At 35.2% G+C, this 17894-nt stretch carries 17 protein-coding genes and 1 tRNA gene; 11 read left to right on the top strand and 7 right to left on the bottom strand.

What is annotated here, in order from left to right:
• Both ACSHW7_RS03145 and ACSHW7_RS03150 read left to right on the top strand, forming a co-directional pair.
• Complete coding sequence (locus ACSHW7_RS03145; RefSeq protein WP_435677858.1) at positions 1-675, top strand: head GIN domain-containing protein; 675 nt, start codon at positions 1-3, stop codon at positions 673-675.
• Positions 676-732: 57 nt separating this feature from the next.
• Positions 733-1437, top strand: a complete 705-nt coding sequence (locus ACSHW7_RS03150; RefSeq protein WP_435677859.1) for a LysE family translocator — start codon at positions 733-735, stop codon at positions 1435-1437.
• A gap of 77 nt (positions 1438-1514) precedes the next feature.
• Here ACSHW7_RS03150 and ACSHW7_RS03155 read toward each other — a convergent pair.
• A tRNA-Cys gene (locus tag ACSHW7_RS03155) sits at positions 1515-1585 on the bottom strand.
• A gap of 100 nt (positions 1586-1685) precedes the next feature.
• Entirely contained in the window at positions 1686-2039 is a 354-nt protein-coding gene (folB, locus tag ACSHW7_RS03160) for a dihydroneopterin aldolase (RefSeq protein WP_435677860.1), read from the bottom strand.
• 284 nt (positions 2040-2323) lie between these two features.
• Here folB and ACSHW7_RS03165 point away from each other — a divergent pair, with 284 nt between their 5' ends.
• From ACSHW7_RS03165 to ACSHW7_RS03180, 4 genes are all read left to right on the top strand, one after another.
• Positions 2324-3997: a glutamine--tRNA ligase/YqeY domain fusion protein gene (locus ACSHW7_RS03165; protein ID WP_435677861.1), complete on the top strand. Its 1674-nt coding sequence runs from the start codon at positions 2324-2326 to the stop codon at positions 3995-3997.
• 228 nt (positions 3998-4225) lie between these two features.
• Positions 4226-4603, top strand: a complete 378-nt coding sequence (locus tag ACSHW7_RS03170) for a YtxH domain-containing protein (protein WP_435677862.1) — start codon at positions 4226-4228, stop codon at positions 4601-4603.
• A 1-nt stretch (position 4604) separates the two neighbouring features.
• Positions 4605-5042 carry a phage holin family protein gene (locus ACSHW7_RS03175; protein WP_435677863.1) on the top strand — a complete coding sequence of 146 codons (438 nt, stop codon included), beginning with the start codon at positions 4605-4607 and terminating at the stop codon, positions 5040-5042.
• Position 5043: 1 nt separating this feature from the next.
• Entirely contained in the window at positions 5044-5289 is a 246-nt protein-coding gene (locus ACSHW7_RS03180; protein ID WP_435677864.1) for a DUF6327 family protein, read from the top strand.
• A gap of 5 nt (positions 5290-5294) precedes the next feature.
• On the opposite strand, the gene ACSHW7_RS03185 is transcribed toward ACSHW7_RS03180, so the two are convergent.
• The 4 genes from ACSHW7_RS03185 to ACSHW7_RS03200 are packed head-to-tail and all read right to left on the bottom strand — an operon-like array spanning position 5295 to position 8624.
• The gene (locus ACSHW7_RS03185; RefSeq protein WP_435677865.1) at positions 5295-5864 is read right to left on the bottom strand and encodes a hypothetical protein; all 570 of its coding nucleotides are present in this window, start codon (positions 5862-5864) and stop codon (positions 5295-5297) included.
• 2 nt (positions 5865-5866) lie between these two features.
• Positions 5867-6247: a hypothetical protein gene (locus ACSHW7_RS03190; protein WP_435677866.1), complete on the bottom strand. Its 381-nt coding sequence runs from the start codon at positions 6245-6247 to the stop codon at positions 5867-5869.
• On the bottom strand, positions 6247-7587 hold the full coding sequence (locus ACSHW7_RS03195; RefSeq protein WP_435677867.1) for a hypothetical protein: 1341 nt from the start codon (positions 7585-7587) through the stop codon (positions 6247-6249). Before ACSHW7_RS03195 ends, ACSHW7_RS03190 begins: the two co-directional genes overlap by 1 nt.
• Before the next feature lie 23 nt (positions 7588-7610).
• Positions 7611-8624: an SPFH domain-containing protein gene (locus tag ACSHW7_RS03200; RefSeq protein ID WP_435677868.1), complete on the bottom strand. Its 1014-nt coding sequence runs from the start codon at positions 8622-8624 to the stop codon at positions 7611-7613.
• A gap of 70 nt (positions 8625-8694) precedes the next feature.
• Between ACSHW7_RS03200 and ACSHW7_RS03205 the strand changes: the two genes are divergently transcribed.
• The gene (locus ACSHW7_RS03205; protein ID WP_435677869.1) at positions 8695-9369 is read left to right on the top strand and encodes an outer membrane beta-barrel protein; all 675 of its coding nucleotides are present in this window, start codon (positions 8695-8697) and stop codon (positions 9367-9369) included.
• 65 nt (positions 9370-9434) lie between these two features.
• Here ACSHW7_RS03205 and gltX read toward each other — a convergent pair whose 3' ends face one another.
• Entirely contained in the window at positions 9435-10946 is a 1512-nt protein-coding gene (gene gltX / locus ACSHW7_RS03210; protein WP_435677870.1) for a glutamate--tRNA ligase, read from the bottom strand.
• Positions 10947-11133: 187 nt separating this feature from the next.
• Here gltX and ACSHW7_RS03215 point away from each other — a divergent pair, with 187 nt between their 5' ends.
• From ACSHW7_RS03215 to mnmG, 4 genes are all read left to right on the top strand, one after another.
• Complete coding sequence (locus ACSHW7_RS03215) at positions 11134-11730, top strand: hypothetical protein (RefSeq protein ID WP_435677871.1); 597 nt, start codon at positions 11134-11136, stop codon at positions 11728-11730.
• A 222-nt stretch (positions 11731-11952) separates the two neighbouring features.
• Entirely contained in the window at positions 11953-15390 is a 3438-nt protein-coding gene (locus tag ACSHW7_RS03220) for a DUF4175 family protein (RefSeq protein WP_435677872.1), read from the top strand.
• Positions 15383-15802, top strand: a complete 420-nt coding sequence (ybeY, locus tag ACSHW7_RS03225) for an rRNA maturation RNase YbeY (RefSeq protein WP_435677873.1) — start codon at positions 15383-15385, stop codon at positions 15800-15802. The genes ACSHW7_RS03220 and ybeY overlap by 8 nt, the downstream gene beginning before the upstream one ends.
• Positions 15803-15976: 174 nt before the next feature.
• The gene (mnmG, locus tag ACSHW7_RS03230; protein ID WP_435677874.1) at positions 15977-17848 is read left to right on the top strand and encodes a tRNA uridine-5-carboxymethylaminomethyl(34) synthesis enzyme MnmG; all 1872 of its coding nucleotides are present in this window, start codon (positions 15977-15979) and stop codon (positions 17846-17848) included.
• Positions 17849-17894: the final 46 nt, after the last annotated feature.

Genomic DNA, 17894 nt, shown 5'->3' on the forward strand with positions numbered 1-17894 from the left:
ATGAAAAATCTATTTATTGTAGCATTGGTTTTCGTATCAACCTTTGCAATTGCCCAAAACAGAGAAGAAACAGTACCGCTTTTTGATGAAATTAAAGTGTTCGATCTTATTGAAGTAGAACTTATTTCTGCTGAAGAAAACAAAGTAGTGATTACTGGAACAAATGTGGACGACGTTAAAGTGGAGGTAGATGATGAAAATATTCTGAAAATTAGAATGGAATTGGATACGCGTTTTAATGGAAATGATACCAAAGTTAAAGTGTACCACACAGGAATTACCATTCTTGATGCCAATGAAGGGGCCGACATCACAAGTGCCGAAACTTTCAAGCAAAAGGACATAGTTATCAGAGTGCAAGAAGGTGGTGAAGTCAATGTAATATTAGATTGTGAAAATGGAGAATTTAAATCTGTTTCAGGAGGTTCAATTCAAGTTTCTGGCAGGATTGGAAACCAAAAAATTATTGTCAATTCTGGTGGCGGATTTAGAGGCGAAGATTTAAAATCACAAACTACTGAAGTAAATGTAACCGCAGGAGGAGTCGCTGATGTCAATGCAACCGAAAATGTAGAAGCAAAAGTAACCGCGGGTGGCACCATCAATATCTACGGAAATCCAAAAAATATAAAAAAGAAGAAACGATTGGGAGGTAAAATAGTTATTAAGGAATAACTTAACAGTTGCTGTATTTCCAAAGCATAAAAGGTTTTGTATTTTTACGAAACAATTATGGACGGACTTCTATTTGCAGCATTTTACGGATTTATCATGGCTTTTGCCGTGGGTCCCGTTTTTTTTACACTTATAGAAACAAGTATAACAAAGGGATTTAGAGCTGGGATTACATTTGACGCAGGAGCCATATTTGCAGATATTATCTTTATTTGTATAGCTTATTTTAGTACGACCAAACTCTTGGAGCGTGTAAAAAATGACCCAGCTTTGCTCATTTTTGGCGGAGGTATTTTAGTGGCTTACGGTGTCATTTCATACATAAGAACTACAAAATCTTTATATAAAATTGTTCGAGAACATCATGCTTTAGAAGTAAAGAAAAACTTGTGGAGCCTTTTTATCAAAGGATTTTTCCTCAATTTTGTAAACTTTGGAGTACTCGCCGGATGGGTGGGAATGATAATTCTTGCCAATGCCAATGCAAGTACAGAGCGAGGTGTTATTCTATTTATTACAACCGTATTAGTTGTTTTTATTTCCATTGATATCTTAAAAGTTGCGTTAGCCAAAAAACTTAAAAGTAAAATGACTCCCAGGTTTACAGTCAAAACAAAAAAATGGGTAAGTATTTTAATCGTTGGATTTGGAGTTTTTATGTTATTGGAAGGTATTTTCCCCGCACAAGTTCAAAAAGGAATTGACAGTCTTCCCACACAATTAGACCCTTTAGAAAAACCTATTCCTCCTGTAATAGAGTAATATTTTTTCTTCGGAAATGTGACTAAGAACAACTTTGTAAAACAAAAAAACCTTCAGTGTTAACTGAAGGTTTGAAGAGGCATCTAGCGGATTCGAACCGCTGTAGAAGGTTTTGCAGACCTCTGCCTAGCCACTCGGCCAAGATGCCTTATTACTGCGAAGGCAGGAATCTCTTCACTCGCCCAAAAAAGCAGGACGCAAATATAAAAGATTACCGCTTAAGTTTGCAAACAATAACCATCTTTTAATTATGCCGAAGTCATTGTCACACTAACCGCTTCAACATCACCGCCAATAGGAGGATTAACTTTTGAAACCGTAACGGTTGAAAACGTTACTTCTGGGAAATCGGTTAGGATACGCTCGATAATTCTAAATCCCACGTTTTCTAGAAGCTTTGCCCTGATTGCCATTTCTTCTTTAATAATCTTATTTAAAGCTACATAATCTATTGTATCATTCAAGTCATCACTTTGTGCAGCGCTCAATAAATCTGCCTCCACACGAAGATTAACGAGGTAATCACTTCCTATTTTTTCTTCTTCTGTAAGGCAGCCGTGGTTGGCGTGTATTCGTATATTTTTTAATTCAATAGTACTCATATTTCTATTTTAGTATTCTATTTTTTAAATGCTTTTTGCTTCGAAAATTTTAATAATCAAAGGAATTCTTACTATTAAAATTCTATTTTAAACGTTCAAATTCTAAATCTAAACTATAATCTCTTTAACTCAAATTACATTTCCGAAGAAAGACTTTTTAATCTTTTTAAAATTTCAGAATAAACCGCGCTACTGTAAATATAAAATTTAGTTTGTAGTTGTGGGGCGTTGTTCGCTAGATTTTAACAATAATGGTATCTTTGCGCTGCGTTAAAGCAAGCAACATGGAAGAAAAAGAACCGCTTAATTTTATTGAGCAAATTATTGAGAAAGATTTAGAGACTACACACAAAAAAGAAGATTTGTGTTTTAGATTTCCGCCGGAACCCAATGGATATTTGCACATTGGGCACGCGTCGTCAATTTGTTTAAATTTTGGATTAGGTTTGCGATACAACGCACCCGTAAATCTAAGGTTTGACGATACAAATCCAGCCAAAGAGGAGCAGGAATTTGTAGATGCGATTAAGAGAGATGTAAGCTGGTTGGGGTTTAATTGGGAGACAGAATGTTATGCGAGTGACTACTTTCAGCAGTTGTATGATTGGGCAATTATGCTCATTAAAGACGGAAAAGCGTATGTGGATTCTCAATCGTCTGAGGCAATCGCTGAGCAAAAAGGAACGCCAACTCAAGAAGGGGTTGATAGTCCTTTTCGCAATCGCTCTGTACAAGAAAACTTGGATCTTTTTGAGAAAATGAAAACGGGAGAAGCACCCGAGGGAGCTCATGTGTTGCGCGCAAAAATTGATATGAAATCAACAAACATGTTGATGCGTGATCCTGTAATTTATAGAACGTTACATAAAAGTCATCATAGAACAGGAACCGATTGGAAAATCTTCCCCATGTACGATTGGACGCATGGTGAGAGTGATTATATTGAGCAAGTTTCACATTCGTTTTGTACATTGGAATTCTTGCCACACAGAGAATTATATGATTGGTTTTTAGACCAAGTTGCAGATCCAAAAAAGCTACGTCCGAAACAACGTGAGTTTGCTCGTAGAAATTTAAGCCACACAGTTGTGAGCAAGCGTAAATTAGCACGCCTTGTTGAAGATGGAGTGGTAACTGGATGGGATGATCCAAGAATGCCAACAATTTCAGGATTAAGAAGAAGAGGATATACGCCAGAGTCTATTGTAAATTTTGCGAATGGAATAGGCGTAGGTAAGCGAGACAACTTGATTGATGTTTCTAGGTTGGAGTTTAGTGTTCGTGACCATTTAAATAAAGCGGCCAATAGAGTGATGGCCGTTTTAGACCCGGTAAAAGTGATAATCACCAATTATCCAGAGGATAAAACCGAATGGCTCGAAGCCGAAAACAATCAAGAAGATGATAGTGCTGGTTTTAGAAAGGTGCCGTTTTCAAGAGAGTTATATATTGAAAAAGAAGATTTTAGGGAGGAAGCAAATAAGAAGTTTTTCCGTTTGAAATTGGGTAAAGAAGTACGATTAAAAAACGCATATATTATCCAAGCAAACAATTGTATAAAAGATGCCGACGGAAATGTTACTGAAATTCATTGTACCTATGATGAAGACAGTCTTAGTGGTAGCGGGACTGAAGCTTCCATGCGTAAAGTAAAAGGAACCTTACACTGGGTTGCCATAAAAGAAGCAATTGAGATTGAGGTTCGCCTTTATGATCGCTTATTTACCGTTGCATCGCCAGATACAAATAAGGAAAAAGATTTTATGGAGTTTGTAAATCCAAATTCGTTAGAAGTTATCACTGCATATGCAGAGCCAAGCTTAAAAGAGCTTGAAGTGGAGGATAAGGTGCAGTTTCAGCGTATGGGATATTTCACTGTGGATAAAGATACCACAGAAGATAAAATGGTATTCAACAAGACAGTAGGCTTAAGAGATTCTTGGGCGAAGGTGGAGTAGAGTTAATGATAAAATAGAATGTGAAAATTTTATTTTTATTCATGTTGTGCTCAATGTAATTTAACTAAGTAATATCTTATTTTAAGATAAATTGGCAAAAACAAAGCCTATTTAGGATAACTTTAAGTGTTATAAATCAACTATTAACCGGTTGTTAACAATAGCTTGGCGAAGCTAGATATATCTTTGTATTAAATAATAACTTAACAATTTAAACACACATATATTATGGCATCAAACTCAGGACAAACATTGTTAGCTATCCTAACAGGAGCAGCTATAGGCGCAGGAATAGGAATTTTATATGCGCCAGACAAAGGTTCTAAAACCAGAAATAAAATTAGCAACGAGACCGCTAAACGTCAAAAAGAACTTACAAAACAACTAAAGAAAACCTCTGAGGCACTTGGAGCTAAAGCTAAAGATACAAAGTTGACTTTAGAGCAAAAGCTTGAAAGTGCAATTTCTTCAGCAAGTTACAAGGCAGATGATGTTCTTTCTGCATTGGAGGGAAAATTGGAAACGTTAAGAGAGAAGAATGCTAAATTACAAAGAGATAACACTGTTGAAAAAGTAAAAACTTCAGTGAAAAAAGCAACATCATAATATGCCTTTTAAAGAGCTTACAAATAGTATAAATATTACCGGCGATAAAGCTCAAGAATATATAGAAAACTTGGCGGAGTATTATAAACTCCGCCTTTTTAAGTATTCTATGAAATTTGCAACATCGCTAATAAATATGTTGTTATTAGGGGGAATAGCAATATTATTATTAATGTTTTTATCAGTTGGTTTTGCACTTTATTTGAATTCTGTTTTTGGAAGCATGTTTTCAGGCTTCTTTATAGTCGCTGGAATTTATTTAATAGTAATTATTTGTATCGTTATTTTTGGAAAGAAAATAATCACACAACGAATTTTGTCTAAATTTTCTGAATTGTTAGATGACAATGATGAAAAAGATTTTTCAGCAGAAGATGTTGCGAAAGAGAAGATGAAAGAAGTGATGATGGAAAAAGTGATCGACGAAAAAACAAACTAGAATGCAAAAAATTTATACCTCGTTTGAAGAAATTGACCTAGAATTGAAGCGCTTAAAATTGCAATCAGATATTAGCAAGGAAGAGCTTAAATTGAGTGTGCATCATACTAAAGAAAATGTTACCCCATCCAAATTGGTTGGTGGTGCTTTTAGTGGAATGGTTTCAAGTGGTTTTTTATTCAAGCTATTGATGCCAGTAGCCACCTTCGCTATTGGAAAGCTAACCGAAAAGAAAGATAAAAACTAAAAAACCTATTTTAAAGAAAATAAAATAATGAATATAATTAAAAGTATGTAGAGTATAACGGAATCTAATCTAATATTACTTAGGTAGGTTTGCTTTATAGGCATATAAAGTTCCTTAAAAAAATCAATCTTTATTAATTTAAGTTCCTCTTGAATTTCACTGTGTATGCTTGCTTTATTCTCAATACCTATTCTCCTTGTATATGTGTCTTGAAATTTGTAAAGAATATTGGTTAACCTTTGACTTACTTTTGGATCAAATGAATCGAATAAAGGTATAATCTCATAATTAAAATTATTCTTTGTACTATTTAGTTTTTTTAATGATAAGGCTTTATCAACTAAATAATTATTAGAACTTGAGTTAGAATAATTATTGTTTAGATTGTTTTTTTCTATCCAAAAATCAGAAATAATTAAATCAAAAAAATTTTTTATCTCAATGATATGGCTGGTTACTATAACCTCTTGATACAGCCTCTTATTTCTATCATCAATTAAATTGCGATAATTGAAAATAGTTGTAATAATGAATATTAATAACGTTACGAGTATTGCTGTAGATTCCGTACTCATCGTTAAAACTTAAATCCTCTTTCCATATTCCTTAATGAGTTTCGAGCATATACAAGTGCTTCATTAATATCGTTAAGAATAATTTCTCTAATAGTTTCATTTTCACCTTCTTCAAATGAAAAAATAAATTTTTCTTTGAATTTTTCTATGTTTCCAAGTTTTTTTATTGTATCAAAAAAAAGCCCCAAGAAAAATGATGGATTGATAGAAGTTGTTCCAATTGGAACTTTAACAATAATTTTATCATGATTGTCAATTAGTGTTTCTGGGTTTAGTTTTTTTCTTACATCATTTCCTTGAATACGACCTAAGAAAGATGTGTTGTTAACACCTCTGTAATCAGATAGTGGTATTTCATAATAATTTTTGTTTTGTATAGCCATTATGCAAACTTGTTCTTTAAATGTTTGTTATTCAAATAAACCCTCAGACTTATTAAGGTTCCTGGAAACTTATGGTTTAAATTAAGCACATGCTTCTTATCTGGTGCATATTTTAAAGACTTGAATTTATTAAGTGATATTCTATCTTCTCCGTTTACAGCACTAGAATACACTTTGTATTTATTGTTTATTTTTAAAAGGGTTTTCCCGGATAATATTGCCATTAAAGGGTTTAAGCCTCTGGAGGAATCTTCAAAATCTCCAATTTCAAAAAACTGTTTTAACAAAGAAATCATACCTGTTCCTCTACTGGCATTTTCATAATTAAGTGAACTAACACCCTCATTTAAAGATAATAATGTAAAAATATTTTCATTTGAAAAATACGAATCTTTACTCAATATTAAGTTAACTTGGTCACAAATCTTTTTGTGCATAGAGTCGTTTAAAACTTTACGCCCTAAAAACGACTCGTAAATTGTTGCTCCTAGGTTAAAAAAATGTAAATGGACTTCTACGACCGTATCGTCGAAAGACTTATCATGGTCCTTGAAAAAATATGCTGAAACATTCCATTCTCCTCTATAATTTGAATGTTGTTCTGCGTTATCTATCGTCTCTCCAATAATTCCCTCAAAATTATTTCTTCCCTGTTCTGTCAAAACAAAATCCGTTGTACTAAATAACTGCTTATTGAGGAAGTTTATTATATTCTTACATGTAGTTAATTTTTTGCCTTCAATATAAGATTTGGAGGTCTTTGCTCCTTGATATGAAAATTTTTCTAATAACAACAAATCATTATCCTCTTCGCTTATCTCTGAAATAATCCTATTGTCTAAAAGACAAAGTCTTTTATTGGTACTATCATTTTTAGATTTTTCTATTTCAAGTCGATTAATAATATCAATAGAGTAATTGTTCTGAATTTTTAATTTATACTTAAAGACATCTAACAATAATTGTTCCAATATAAAAAGACACGATGTTTCAATATATCGGCAGTTTTTAAAAGAAAGAATAATTGTTTTGTTGTGGATTTTATCAAAACTTTGTATCGCAGCATAAATGGCGTTAATGCTAGATGAATAATTTTCAGTGAAACTAAAGTTTTTTGGAAAGACTATCACAACTTGTTCACTACTATTTTTAAAAGCATTATTTTCTTTTAGAAAAGTTGCTGTAGGGGAACTCTTAGACGCTATAATTCTCCTTTCAGCTTGATTTAAAAGCCTACGATGGTTAAACGAAGATTTAGAATTATATTTTTTGCCTTTTCTTCGAAGATTTTTAATATGTCTTTTCTTGGCTAAGTTCTGTAATACTTTATCTTTTTTCAATAGTAATCAATTAATAAAATAAATTAAAACTGAACGTCATCCGTGTTTTCTTCATCTCCATACATTGAATCTGTTGGAGGAGGTGTGCGTTTTTTCTTCTTTGGCTGCCCAATTCCTTTAGCCGCATTTGTCTTTTTCATTTCCTCGCCAATCTGATTACTAGCCACAAAACTCGCAATCATATCGTTCAGCATATTACTACCTGCTTGTGGCGAATTAGGTAATAAAATCAAGTTTGTATTTGTTGCTTCTCCAATAGATTGAAGCGTGTCATAATGCTGCGTCACCACAATCAATGCAGACGCTTCCTGCGAGTTAATCCCCACATTATTCAACACATCTACACTCTCCTCAAGACCACGTGCAATTTCTCTACGTTGATCCGCAATACCTTGTCCTTGTAGTCTTTTGCTTTCAGCTTCTGCACGTGCTTTTGCTACAATTTTTATTCGCTCTGCTTCTGCTTCATATTCAGCGGCCACTTTCTCGCGTTCTGCGGCGTTAATTCTATTCATTGCTTCTTTTACCTGCAAATCTGGGTCAATGTCCGTTACAAGTGTTTTAATAATGTCATATCCGTAATCACTCATCGCTTCATTTAACTCTTGTTTCACCGCAATTGCAACATCATCTTTACGCTCAAACACGTCATCGAGTTTCATTTTTGGGACTTCGGCACGCACCACATCAAAAACATAAGAGGTAATTTGATCATGCGGACTTTCCAACTTGTAAAAAGCATCATATACTTTCTCTTTAATCACTTGAAATTGTACCGAAATTTTAAGGCGGACAAATACGTCGTCTTTTGTTTTCGTTTCTACGAGTACATCAAGTTGCTGCACTTTTAAATTGATACGTCCTGCAATTCTATCAATAACAGGTATTTTAAAATGTAATCCAGAACTACGGCTACTTAAATATTTCCCAAAACGCTCCACAACAGCTGCAGTTTGTTGCTTTACCGTAAAAATCCCCGAAAGGAGAATAAAAAATACAAGAATTAATAATGGAATAAAAAAGACAAATCCGTTCATAGTTATTTATTTAAATTAAGGTATTGAAGATACAAAATTAAAGTTATTTTAGCCTTCCAAAGCACCTATTATGAGTCTTCCTAAGTTACTAATTGTTACATTACTATTTTTTACGGCATCAAATATTTACAGTCAAAGGCGTTATGGTGGAGATGGTAATTATAATCGCATAGGAATTACGGGAGGCGCTACAATATTTGATATAACCACAGACGACTTTATCACCGAACCACGCACAGGATTCACGGGTGGATTTACCACACGAGGTGCTTACCGAAACAACTTTGATCTTATCTATGGAATTAACTTTGTAAGTAATGAAATTGGAATATCAGCAACTGGGACGGGCACAGAGCTTGGTGATAAACAATTTATAGACTACACAATTATTGGTGCACAAATAAACTTTTTGGTGAGCTACAATATTGCAAAACCGTATTTCTCAATTGAGGCAGGCCCTATGCTGCAAGTAAACGGTAACATGAAATTAAAAAGTGACCGTTTTGCAAACTACAATATTGATGGATATACAAATTTGGCTGCTGAAGATATTCAAGATATTTCGCCAATAAATGGATTGGTATATGGAGGTTTTACGGTAGGAGTGAAAAGCTTCAAGCTCTCTGCGGGATATCAATACGGGTTTACAAATACTCTTGCTAAACTCAATGATAATAATCTCGAAAATGAAGATTTTAAAGGAAACATAAGCAAGATAGTCTTGGCCGCAACTATCTATTTTTAGCAAAAAGCGCGTTTATAAATCTTAAGATTTATAAATGCGCTTTCTAATATTATTTTAAAGGATATTTACCCCATAAAATCAATTGCCTGCTCAATCCTAGCAACAGTTTCTTCCTTACCTAAAAGAGATGCAATTTCAAAAACATCGGGGCCTTTCATTTCGCCAACGAGGGCAAGTCGCAACGGCATCATAACTTTTCCAAATCCCATTTCTTGGCTTGTAATCCACCCTTTCACAGCTTCGGAAATGTGACTGCTTTCAAAACGGTTCAATCCATTGATAATCTCTTTAACGGAACTTAAAATTTCGGCTGTGCCATCTTTAAATGCTTTTTCGGCCGCTTTTTCATCGTAGCTTTTTGGACGTTCAAAAAAGAAACTTCCTTCATCCCAAATATCTGAAACAAACGTCGCTCTTTCTTTCAATGAAGCCACAACAGGAGCGATGTTAATGTTTGTCTCAACACCTTTTTCTTTCAATAATTTAGAAAATTGTATTGCCAATGTTTCATCATCAACTTCCTGCAAATACTGCTGTTGAAACCATTTTGTCTTTTCAAAATCAAACTTAGCACCAGATTTATTTACGCGTGCTAAATCAAAATCTTGTATCAATTGGTCGAGCGTAAAAAGTTCTTGCTCGGTGCCAGGATTCCAACCTAAAAATGCTAGCATGTTTACAACAGCTTCGGGTAGATATCCATCTTCTCTGTATCCAGGAAAAATCTCACCGTCTTCGGTTTTCCAATTTAAAGGAAACACAGGAAAGCCAAATTTATCCCCATCTCTTTTACTCAATTTCCCATTGCCAACGGGCTTTAAAATAAGTGGTAAATGCGCAAATTGAGGAGCATCCCAACCAAAAGCTTTGTACAATAAAACGTGCAGCGCCATGGATGGCAACCACTCTTCACCACGAATAACATGCGTGATTTTCATTAAGTGGTCGTCAACAATATTGGCTAAATGATACGTAGGCATGCCGTCACTTTTAAAAAGCACTTTATCATCAAGTATATTCGTGTCAATTTTAATGTCGCCACGAATAATATCTTTCATATTCAATGTTTCATCCTGCGGACTTTTAAATCGAATAACATACGGTTCGCCAGCATCAATTTTAGCTTGAGTCTCTCCTGCCGAAAGGGCTAACGAGTTTGTCAATTTCAAACGATTGTGCCAATTATAGATAAAGGTCTTTCCTTCGGCTTCGTGATTTGCGCGATGTTCGTTTAGTGATTCTGCGGTGTCAAATGCGTAATATGCATTGCCAGACGCTAGTAAATCTTCGGCATATTTTAAATACAAATCTTTGCGCTCACTTTGTCTGTAGGGTCCATGACCACCATCCTTTGAAGGAGACTCGTCAAAAGGAATATGCAACCAGTTCATCGCTTCAACAATATAATCTTCAGCGCCTTCCACATAGCGGGTCTGGTCTGTGTCCTCAACACGAAGAATGAAGTCTCCACCATGTTTTTTAGCAAATAAATAATTGAACAAAGCGGTGCGAACACCACCTATATGTAAAGGCCCTGTAGGACTTGGAGCAAACCGAACGCGAACTTTTTGTGACATAAAAAACGAAGTTTTCATTCCAGCGAAGGCAGGAATCTTTTATAATAATTCTGAAAATTTTAATCCACTTAAAAACGCACTATTTAATAAAACAGCACGAATACATTAAGGTTTACAAAGGTAGTATTTATAAAAAAGACACCTTTAGTTTTTATAGTTTTTATAGTTTAGCTGAAATTTTAGATTCATGAAAAATATTGCCATTGTTATTTGTTTATTAGTTGGAGTTTCTGGGATTTCACAAAGTAGTGTGGGTGTTGAAACGGGCGTTTCTTTTTCTAAGTTTAGAGGAGATGCAGGAATAGAAAATGGCAAAGGATTAGTAACTTTTGTTCCAGGAATATTTTATGAATATAAGTTTTCAGAAAGTTTAGCCATTAAAGCTGCGTTTTCTTATCAAGAAAAGGGAAATACATTTGATGGGCAGCTTAATATATCTGACCCTGGGGACCCAATCTTCAATCAGAATGATATCGACATACAAATATCAAGTAAGTTTTATGTTATTAACCCTTTGTTGAAATTTCGAACCAAGGGAGAAACTAAGTTTTTTGCTAACGCAGGGCCTTTTTTAGGACTTAGCTCAACTTCTGGTGGACCGAGCGATTACGGATTCACTACAGGAGTGGGTTTAGAGCGCAGCATTAAAAAACTTACTCTTTCTATTGAGGCAAGAAATAGTTTGGGCTTTGCAGAATTAAACAGAGATAGTTTGTTGGATGGCTATTTTAAGAAAAAATCAAACTCCTATTATTTATTATTGGGAGCAGCCTATAGTTTCTAGTTTTAATTTGTTAGGGCTTTTTACCAAAAAGACATTAGCATCTGTTATTCCGCACTTCGATTTTAGGCATTTTGAAATTCAGAATAAATCCTTTTGTGACTTTTTTCAATAATAAAGTTTGCCGTTAAATCTTTTAATTACGCCTTAAAAGTCTTTTGGAGTGTTTTTTGCTGTTGAATTTATGTTGTAATTTAGAAGTTCTGTATAATTCAGAAAAAAGATATGAGTTCATTTTCTCTTATCCAGCAAAAGCTGGAACAATTTATAAAAAAATATTATACGAATGAGTTGATAAAAGGAGCTATCCTTTTTTTTGCTATTGGTCTTTTATATCTATTAATCACACTTTTGGTTGAGTACTTTCTGTGGCTCAGCCCAATGGGAAGAACGGTTTTATTTTGGACCTTCGTTATTGTTGAATTTGCCTTATTTGTTCGGTTTATTGCATTTCCACTAGCAAAACTTTTCAAGCTTCAGCAAGGAATTACAAATGAACAAGCTTCAAAGATTATCGGAAACCATTTTCCGCAGGTAAGTGACAAACTACTTAATGTTATTCAGCTGAATCAAAATCAGCGTGAAAGCGAATTGCTGGCAGCAAGCATTGACCAAAAAGCAGACGAGATTGAACCCGTCCCATTCAAAAGCGCCATCAATTTTAGAAAGAACGCCAAGTATTTAAAATACGCCGCTATTCCGGTTATTATTTTTGCTTTGATTAGTTTGCTCGGTGACAAAGACACGTTTAGTAGCAGTTATGATCGTGTTGTAAATTATGATACCGCTTACGAACCGCCTGCACCTTTCAGCTTTTATGTGGTGAACAATTCACTGAGTGCTGTGGAGAATAAACCATTTACCGTTCAAGTAAGAACAGAGGGCGAGGCCATTCCAGAGAACGCCAGTATTGTTTATGATAATGAAACGTATTTTTTACAACAAACGGCCCCAGGGATTTTTGAATATACTTTTCTACAACCAAATGCTCCTGTCGATTTTAAGCTGAAAGCAAACAAAGTAACCTCAAAAGAATATACACTTGATGTTCTAAAGACGCCGTCATTACTGGGTTTTGAGATGGTGCTCAATTATCCGGGATACACAGGCAGAAAAGATGAAGTGTTGAAAAGCACTGGAAATGCTACGGTTCCAGAAGGAACTTCGGTTACTTGGAGAGTTGCTGCTAAAAACACGACACAAGTAGCTTTAAAAACGCGAGATACCACGTACCTCTTTTCCGAAGAGAAACAACAATTTGACTTCAAAAAAGGTATTTATTCAAAGTTGGATTATGCCATTACCACGTCTAACAATAACCTGAAAGATTACGAGAATTTATCATTTACACTAGGCGTTATCAAAGACGAATATCCAGAGATTGATGTGCAGTCTAGGCAGGATAGTTTGGACAGTCAACGCGTTTATTTCTTGGGGCAGGTGAGTGATGATTATGGATTGACAAAGCTCCAAATTGTCTATTATCCTGACGGAAATGAGGCTGCGAAACAAGTGGCCGTTTTACCATTGAACAAAAGTAATTTTGACCAATTTACGCATGCGTTTCCCGGAGATTTAAACTTAACCGAAGGTGTTGCGTACGAATACTATTTTGAAGTGTTTGACAACGATCGGATTCATAATTTCAAGTCAAGTAAATCAGCTGTTTATAATTTCAGAAAATTAACAGAAGACGAATTGGAGAATGAGCAATTGCAAAATCAAGAAAACGCCATCAAAGGAATGGATAAGGCGCTTGAAGAAATGAAAAAACAAGATAAGCGACTTGAGGAAATCGAACAATTGCAAAAGGAAAAGGAAGAGCTCAATTGGAACGATAAGAAAAAGCTTGAGGACGTTATCAAACGCCAAAAGCAACAGGAACAAATGATGCAAAATTTTTCAAAAGAGTTAAAAGATAACTTAGAGAATTTTCAGCCTGAAAATGAAGAGAAGGATGCATTTAAAGAACAATTAGAGGAGCGTTTAGAAAAGAATCAAGAAAAACTCAAAGAAAATGAGAAACTACTTGAGGAATTAGAAAAGGTACAAGAAAAACTTTCTAAAGAAGAACTTATAGAAAAGGTTGAGAAGATTTCAAAACAAAATAAAAATCAAGAAAAGAATTTAGAGCAGTTGTTGGAGTTGACGAAGCGATATTATGTTGAAAAGAAAACGGAAAAGTTAGCGGAAGAATTATTTAAACTTGGTGACGAACAAGAAAAGCTAGCTGACAAACCAGAGGACGAGAATACGAAAGAAAAGCAAGAAGAACTTAATGAAAATTTTGAAGATTATAAAAAAGAACTTGAGGACTTAAAAAAAGAAAATGATGCGCTAAAAGCTCCTATGGAAATTCCTGAAGATAAAGTAGGTGAAGAAATCATTGATAAAGAGCAAGAAAAGGCAACCGAGAAATTAGACAAAGGCGATACGCAAGGAGCTCAAAAAAGCCAAAAGAATGCTGGAAAAAAAATGAAGCAAATGGGGCAGCAAATGCAATCTGCAATGTCTGGCGGTCAACAAGAACAGATGGAAGAAGATGTTGAAATGTTACGTCAAATTTTAGATAATTTGGTTGTTTTTTCTTTCCGTCAAGAAGATTTGATGGAAGATTTTAAAAGGACAGATTATGGAAATCCTGTTTTTGGAAAACGGTTAAATTCGCAAAACGATTTGAAGCAAAATTTCCAACATATTGACGATAGCTTATTTGCATTGTCTTTGCGGCAACCCATGATTAGCGAGGAAATAAATGAATCGCTAACAGAGGTACAGTACAATATTGATAAATCAATGGAGCGTCTTGCTGAAAACCAATTGAGCCAAGGGATAAGTAGCCAACAATATACAGTAACAGGAACCAATGAGCTCGCAAACATGTTGGCTAATATGCTTACGAGTATGCAAGATCAAATGAGCGCAAGCGGAAGTGGTAGCGGCGGAAAAGGTAAACCAAGCCCTGGAGAAGGTGGTGGCGGACAAGGATTCCAATTACCAGATATTATCGAGAAACAAAAGAGCCTAGGCGAGAAGATGAAGGAAGGAATGGGTCAAGGTGAAAAAGAAGGCAAAGAGGGTGAAGGCGGTGAAGAAGGTGAAGGAAAAGAAGGTCAAGGTGAAGGTGAAGGTGAAGGACAGGGTGAAGGCGAGGGTCAAGGCGAAGGAAATGGTAAAGGAGGAGAAAATGGTCGCAACGGTAAAGGAAGTGAAAACGGGGACGGAAAAGAAGGCAACGGCGAGAGCGAGAATAATGACGGTGAGCTCTTTGAGATTTACAAACAGCAACAACAGTTGCGCCAACAATTAGAAGATAAACTGAGCAAAGAAGGACTTGATGGAAAAGGGGGTGACCTATTAAAAAAAATGGAGGGTATTGAAGAGCAGTTGTTAGACAAGGGCTTTAATCAACGAACACTCGAAAAAATGCTAAATTTACAGTATGAATTATTGAAATTAGAGGAAGCAGATTTTGAGCAAGGACAAGACACAAAAAGAGAATCTCAAACTAACAGAAAGAACTTTAATAATACGATTAGAATGTCTCCAGATGACATAAAAAAATATTTTAATACTACTGAAATATTAAATCGTGAAGCGCTCCCGCTTCGACAGGAATATAAGAAAAAAGTACAAACTTATTTCAAGAAGGATAATGATTAGTTTCTATAGCGAAGAAATAGATTTTAAAATAGGAAATGAACCTAATGTAAAAAATTGGATCATAGATATTATTGAATCTGAAGGTTTTATACAAGGCGATATAGGTTACATTTTTTGTGATGATGATTTTCTACATAAAATGAATGTTGAATTTCTGGATCACGACACACTTACAGATATTATTAGTTTTGACTATTCTATGGGCAAACAAATCCATGGAGAAATTTACATAAGTATTGACCGTGTTAAAGAGAATGCTGAGGATTTCGATGTTATGTTTGTCGATGAGTTACATCGAGTAATTATTCATGGCATTTTACATTACTGCGGCTATAAAGATAAAACGACAGATGATGCTACTTTGATGAGGTCTAAAGAAAACGAAGCGCTATCAAAGAGAGACTTTGTCTAGTTTCTTGATATTCAAGTATTTAAATATTTAACTTATTGATTATAAGTTATTTAACTATCTTTGCCCCGCTTAAATCAAGCTTAGATTAATTGTTGAGCCTTTTCACATGAAACATTTTATAATAGTTGATGTTTCACAAATTGTTCCACGTGGAACAAAAATATAATTTCGAATATGTTTGAAAAAGAATATGATGTAATAGTAGTGGGTGGTGGCCATGCAGGTTCTGAAGCGGCAGCGGCAGCTGCCAATATGGGCTCCAAAACCCTTTTGATTACAATGAATCTGCAAAACATTGCTCAAATGTCTTGTAATCCTGCTATGGGTGGAATTGCAAAAGGCCAAATCGTACGTGAAATTGATGCATTAGGAGGGTACAGCGGAATTGTAAGCGACAAAAGCGCGATTCAATTTAAGATGCTTAACAAGTCCAAGGGTCCCGCAATGTGGAGTCCAAGGGTACAAAGCGACCGTATGCGTTTTGCTGAAGAATGGAGAATGATGTTGGAACAAACGAAAAATTTGGATTTTTATCAAGAAATGGTCTCTGGAATTCTAACAGAGGGAGATAAAATTGTTGGCGTAAAAACATCTTTGGGTCTCGAGGTTAAAGGCAAAACAGTTATACTTACCAACGGAACATTTTTAAATGGATTAATTCATATTGGCGAAAAGCAATTTGGCGGAGGCCGTGCTGGCGAAAGAGCCGCTCATGGAATTACTCAAGAGCTCGTCGATTTAGGTTTTGAATCTGGTAGAATGAAAACCGGAACACCTCCGCGAGTGGATGGAAGGTCTTTGGATTTTTCAAAAATGATTGTCCAACCTGGCGATGAACATCCTGAGAAGTTTTCTTATTTGAAATCAACAAAGCCTCTTAAAGAACAACGGGATTGTCATATGAGCCACACAAGCCAAGAGGTGCATGACATGCTCAAAGAGGGTTTTGATAGGTCTCCAATGTTCAATGGTTCTATACAGAGTATTGGACCTCGTTACTGTCCTTCTATTGAAGATAAAATAAACCGTTTTGCAGACAAAAGCAGTCACCAATTATTTGTTGAGCCGGAGGGCTGGAATACGGTTGAATATTATATCAACGGATTTTCTACGTCGTTGCCAGAGGATATTCAATTCAAAGCGTTACGGAAGGTAAAAGGCTTCGAAAATGTTAAGTTTTTTAGACCCGGATATGCAATTGAGTATGACTATTTTCCGCCAACACAATTGAAGCACACATTAGAGACAAAATTGGTGTCGGGTTTATTTTTTGCCGGTCAGATTAATGGAACTACTGGATACGAAGAAGCTGCTTCTCAAGGATTGATGGCGGGAATTAATGCGCATTTAAAAGTAAAAGAAGAAGAAGCTTTTATTCTGAATCGTAACGAGGCATATATCGGTGTTTTGATTGATGACTTAATTACAAAAGGTACAGAAGAGCCTTATAGAATGTTTACATCGAGAGCGGAATATAGAACCCTATTAAGACAAGACAATGCCGATTTTAGACTTACGCCTATGGGACATAAAATAGGGTTGGCTTCAGATGAGCGACTTCGTTTGATGGAAGACAAAAAGGAAAAGAGCGATGCTTTTGTTCAGTTTTTTAAAGACACTAGCGTAATTCCGGAAGTAATAAACCCTATTTTGGAACGAAATAATTCTGCTTTAGTTTCACAAAGTGATAAGCTTTTTAAATCTTTTTCTAGACCAAATATTTCTATGGACGATATGCTTGATGTTGAAGATGTTTCTGTTTTTGTCAGAGAAAATGAACTTAATCATGAAGTGCTACAGCAAACAGAAGTTCAGGTTAAATATGCCGGATATATAGCCAAAGAAAAAAATAATGCTGATAAGCTAAACAGGTTAGAAGGAATTAGAATCCCGGAGAATTTTGATTACACAAAGCTAAAATCCCTGTCATTCGAAGCAAGAGAGAAGTTGAGCGCAATTAGACCCGTGTCATTATCACAGGCCTCTCGTATTAGTGGTGTTTCACCAAACGATATTTCTGTCATGCTTGTATTCATGGGACGTTAGCGATTTGTTTCACGTGGAACACTTCACTATTTAATTTAACAGATTC

The organism is Patiriisocius sp., from assembly GCF_051252435.1.
Taxonomy (GTDB): domain Bacteria; phylum Bacteroidota; class Bacteroidia; order Flavobacteriales; family Flavobacteriaceae; genus Patiriisocius.

What these genes read in the sequence shown, in the direction of transcription:
- folB (WP_435677860.1), bottom strand. Translation starts at nt 2,039, where the DNA reads ATGAGTACTATTGAATTAAAAAATATACGAATACACGCCAACCACGGC.
- ACSHW7_RS03170 (WP_435677862.1), top strand. Translation starts at nt 4,226, where the DNA reads ATGGCATCAAACTCAGGACAAACATTGTTAGCTATCCTAACAGGAGCA.
- ybeY (WP_435677873.1), top strand. Translation starts at nt 15,383, where the DNA reads ATGATTAGTTTCTATAGCGAAGAAATAGATTTTAAAATAGGAAATGAA.
- gltX (WP_435677870.1), bottom strand. Translation starts at nt 10,946, where the DNA reads ATGTCACAAAAAGTTCGCGTTCGGTTTGCTCCAAGTCCTACAGGGCCT.
- ACSHW7_RS03190 (WP_435677866.1), bottom strand. Translation starts at nt 6,247, where the DNA reads ATGGCTATACAAAACAAAAATTATTATGAAATACCACTATCTGATTAC.
- ACSHW7_RS03185 (WP_435677865.1), bottom strand. Translation starts at nt 5,864, where the DNA reads ATGAGTACGGAATCTACAGCAATACTCGTAACGTTATTAATATTCATT.
- ACSHW7_RS03220 (WP_435677872.1), top strand. Translation starts at nt 11,953, where the DNA reads ATGAGTTCATTTTCTCTTATCCAGCAAAAGCTGGAACAATTTATAAAA.
- ACSHW7_RS03200 (WP_435677868.1), bottom strand. Translation starts at nt 8,624, where the DNA reads ATGAACGGATTTGTCTTTTTTATTCCATTATTAATTCTTGTATTTTTT.
- ACSHW7_RS03175 (WP_435677863.1), top strand. Translation starts at nt 4,605, where the DNA reads ATGCCTTTTAAAGAGCTTACAAATAGTATAAATATTACCGGCGATAAA.
- mnmG (WP_435677874.1), top strand. Translation starts at nt 15,977, where the DNA reads ATGTTTGAAAAAGAATATGATGTAATAGTAGTGGGTGGTGGCCATGCA.
- ACSHW7_RS03180 (WP_435677864.1), top strand. Translation starts at nt 5,044, where the DNA reads ATGCAAAAAATTTATACCTCGTTTGAAGAAATTGACCTAGAATTGAAG.
- ACSHW7_RS03165 (WP_435677861.1), top strand. Translation starts at nt 2,324, where the DNA reads ATGGAAGAAAAAGAACCGCTTAATTTTATTGAGCAAATTATTGAGAAA.
- ACSHW7_RS03205 (WP_435677869.1), top strand. Translation starts at nt 8,695, where the DNA reads ATGAGTCTTCCTAAGTTACTAATTGTTACATTACTATTTTTTACGGCA.
- ACSHW7_RS03215 (WP_435677871.1), top strand. Translation starts at nt 11,134, where the DNA reads ATGAAAAATATTGCCATTGTTATTTGTTTATTAGTTGGAGTTTCTGGG.
- ACSHW7_RS03145 (WP_435677858.1), top strand. Translation starts at nt 1, where the DNA reads ATGAAAAATCTATTTATTGTAGCATTGGTTTTCGTATCAACCTTTGCA.
- ACSHW7_RS03150 (WP_435677859.1), top strand. Translation starts at nt 733, where the DNA reads ATGGACGGACTTCTATTTGCAGCATTTTACGGATTTATCATGGCTTTT.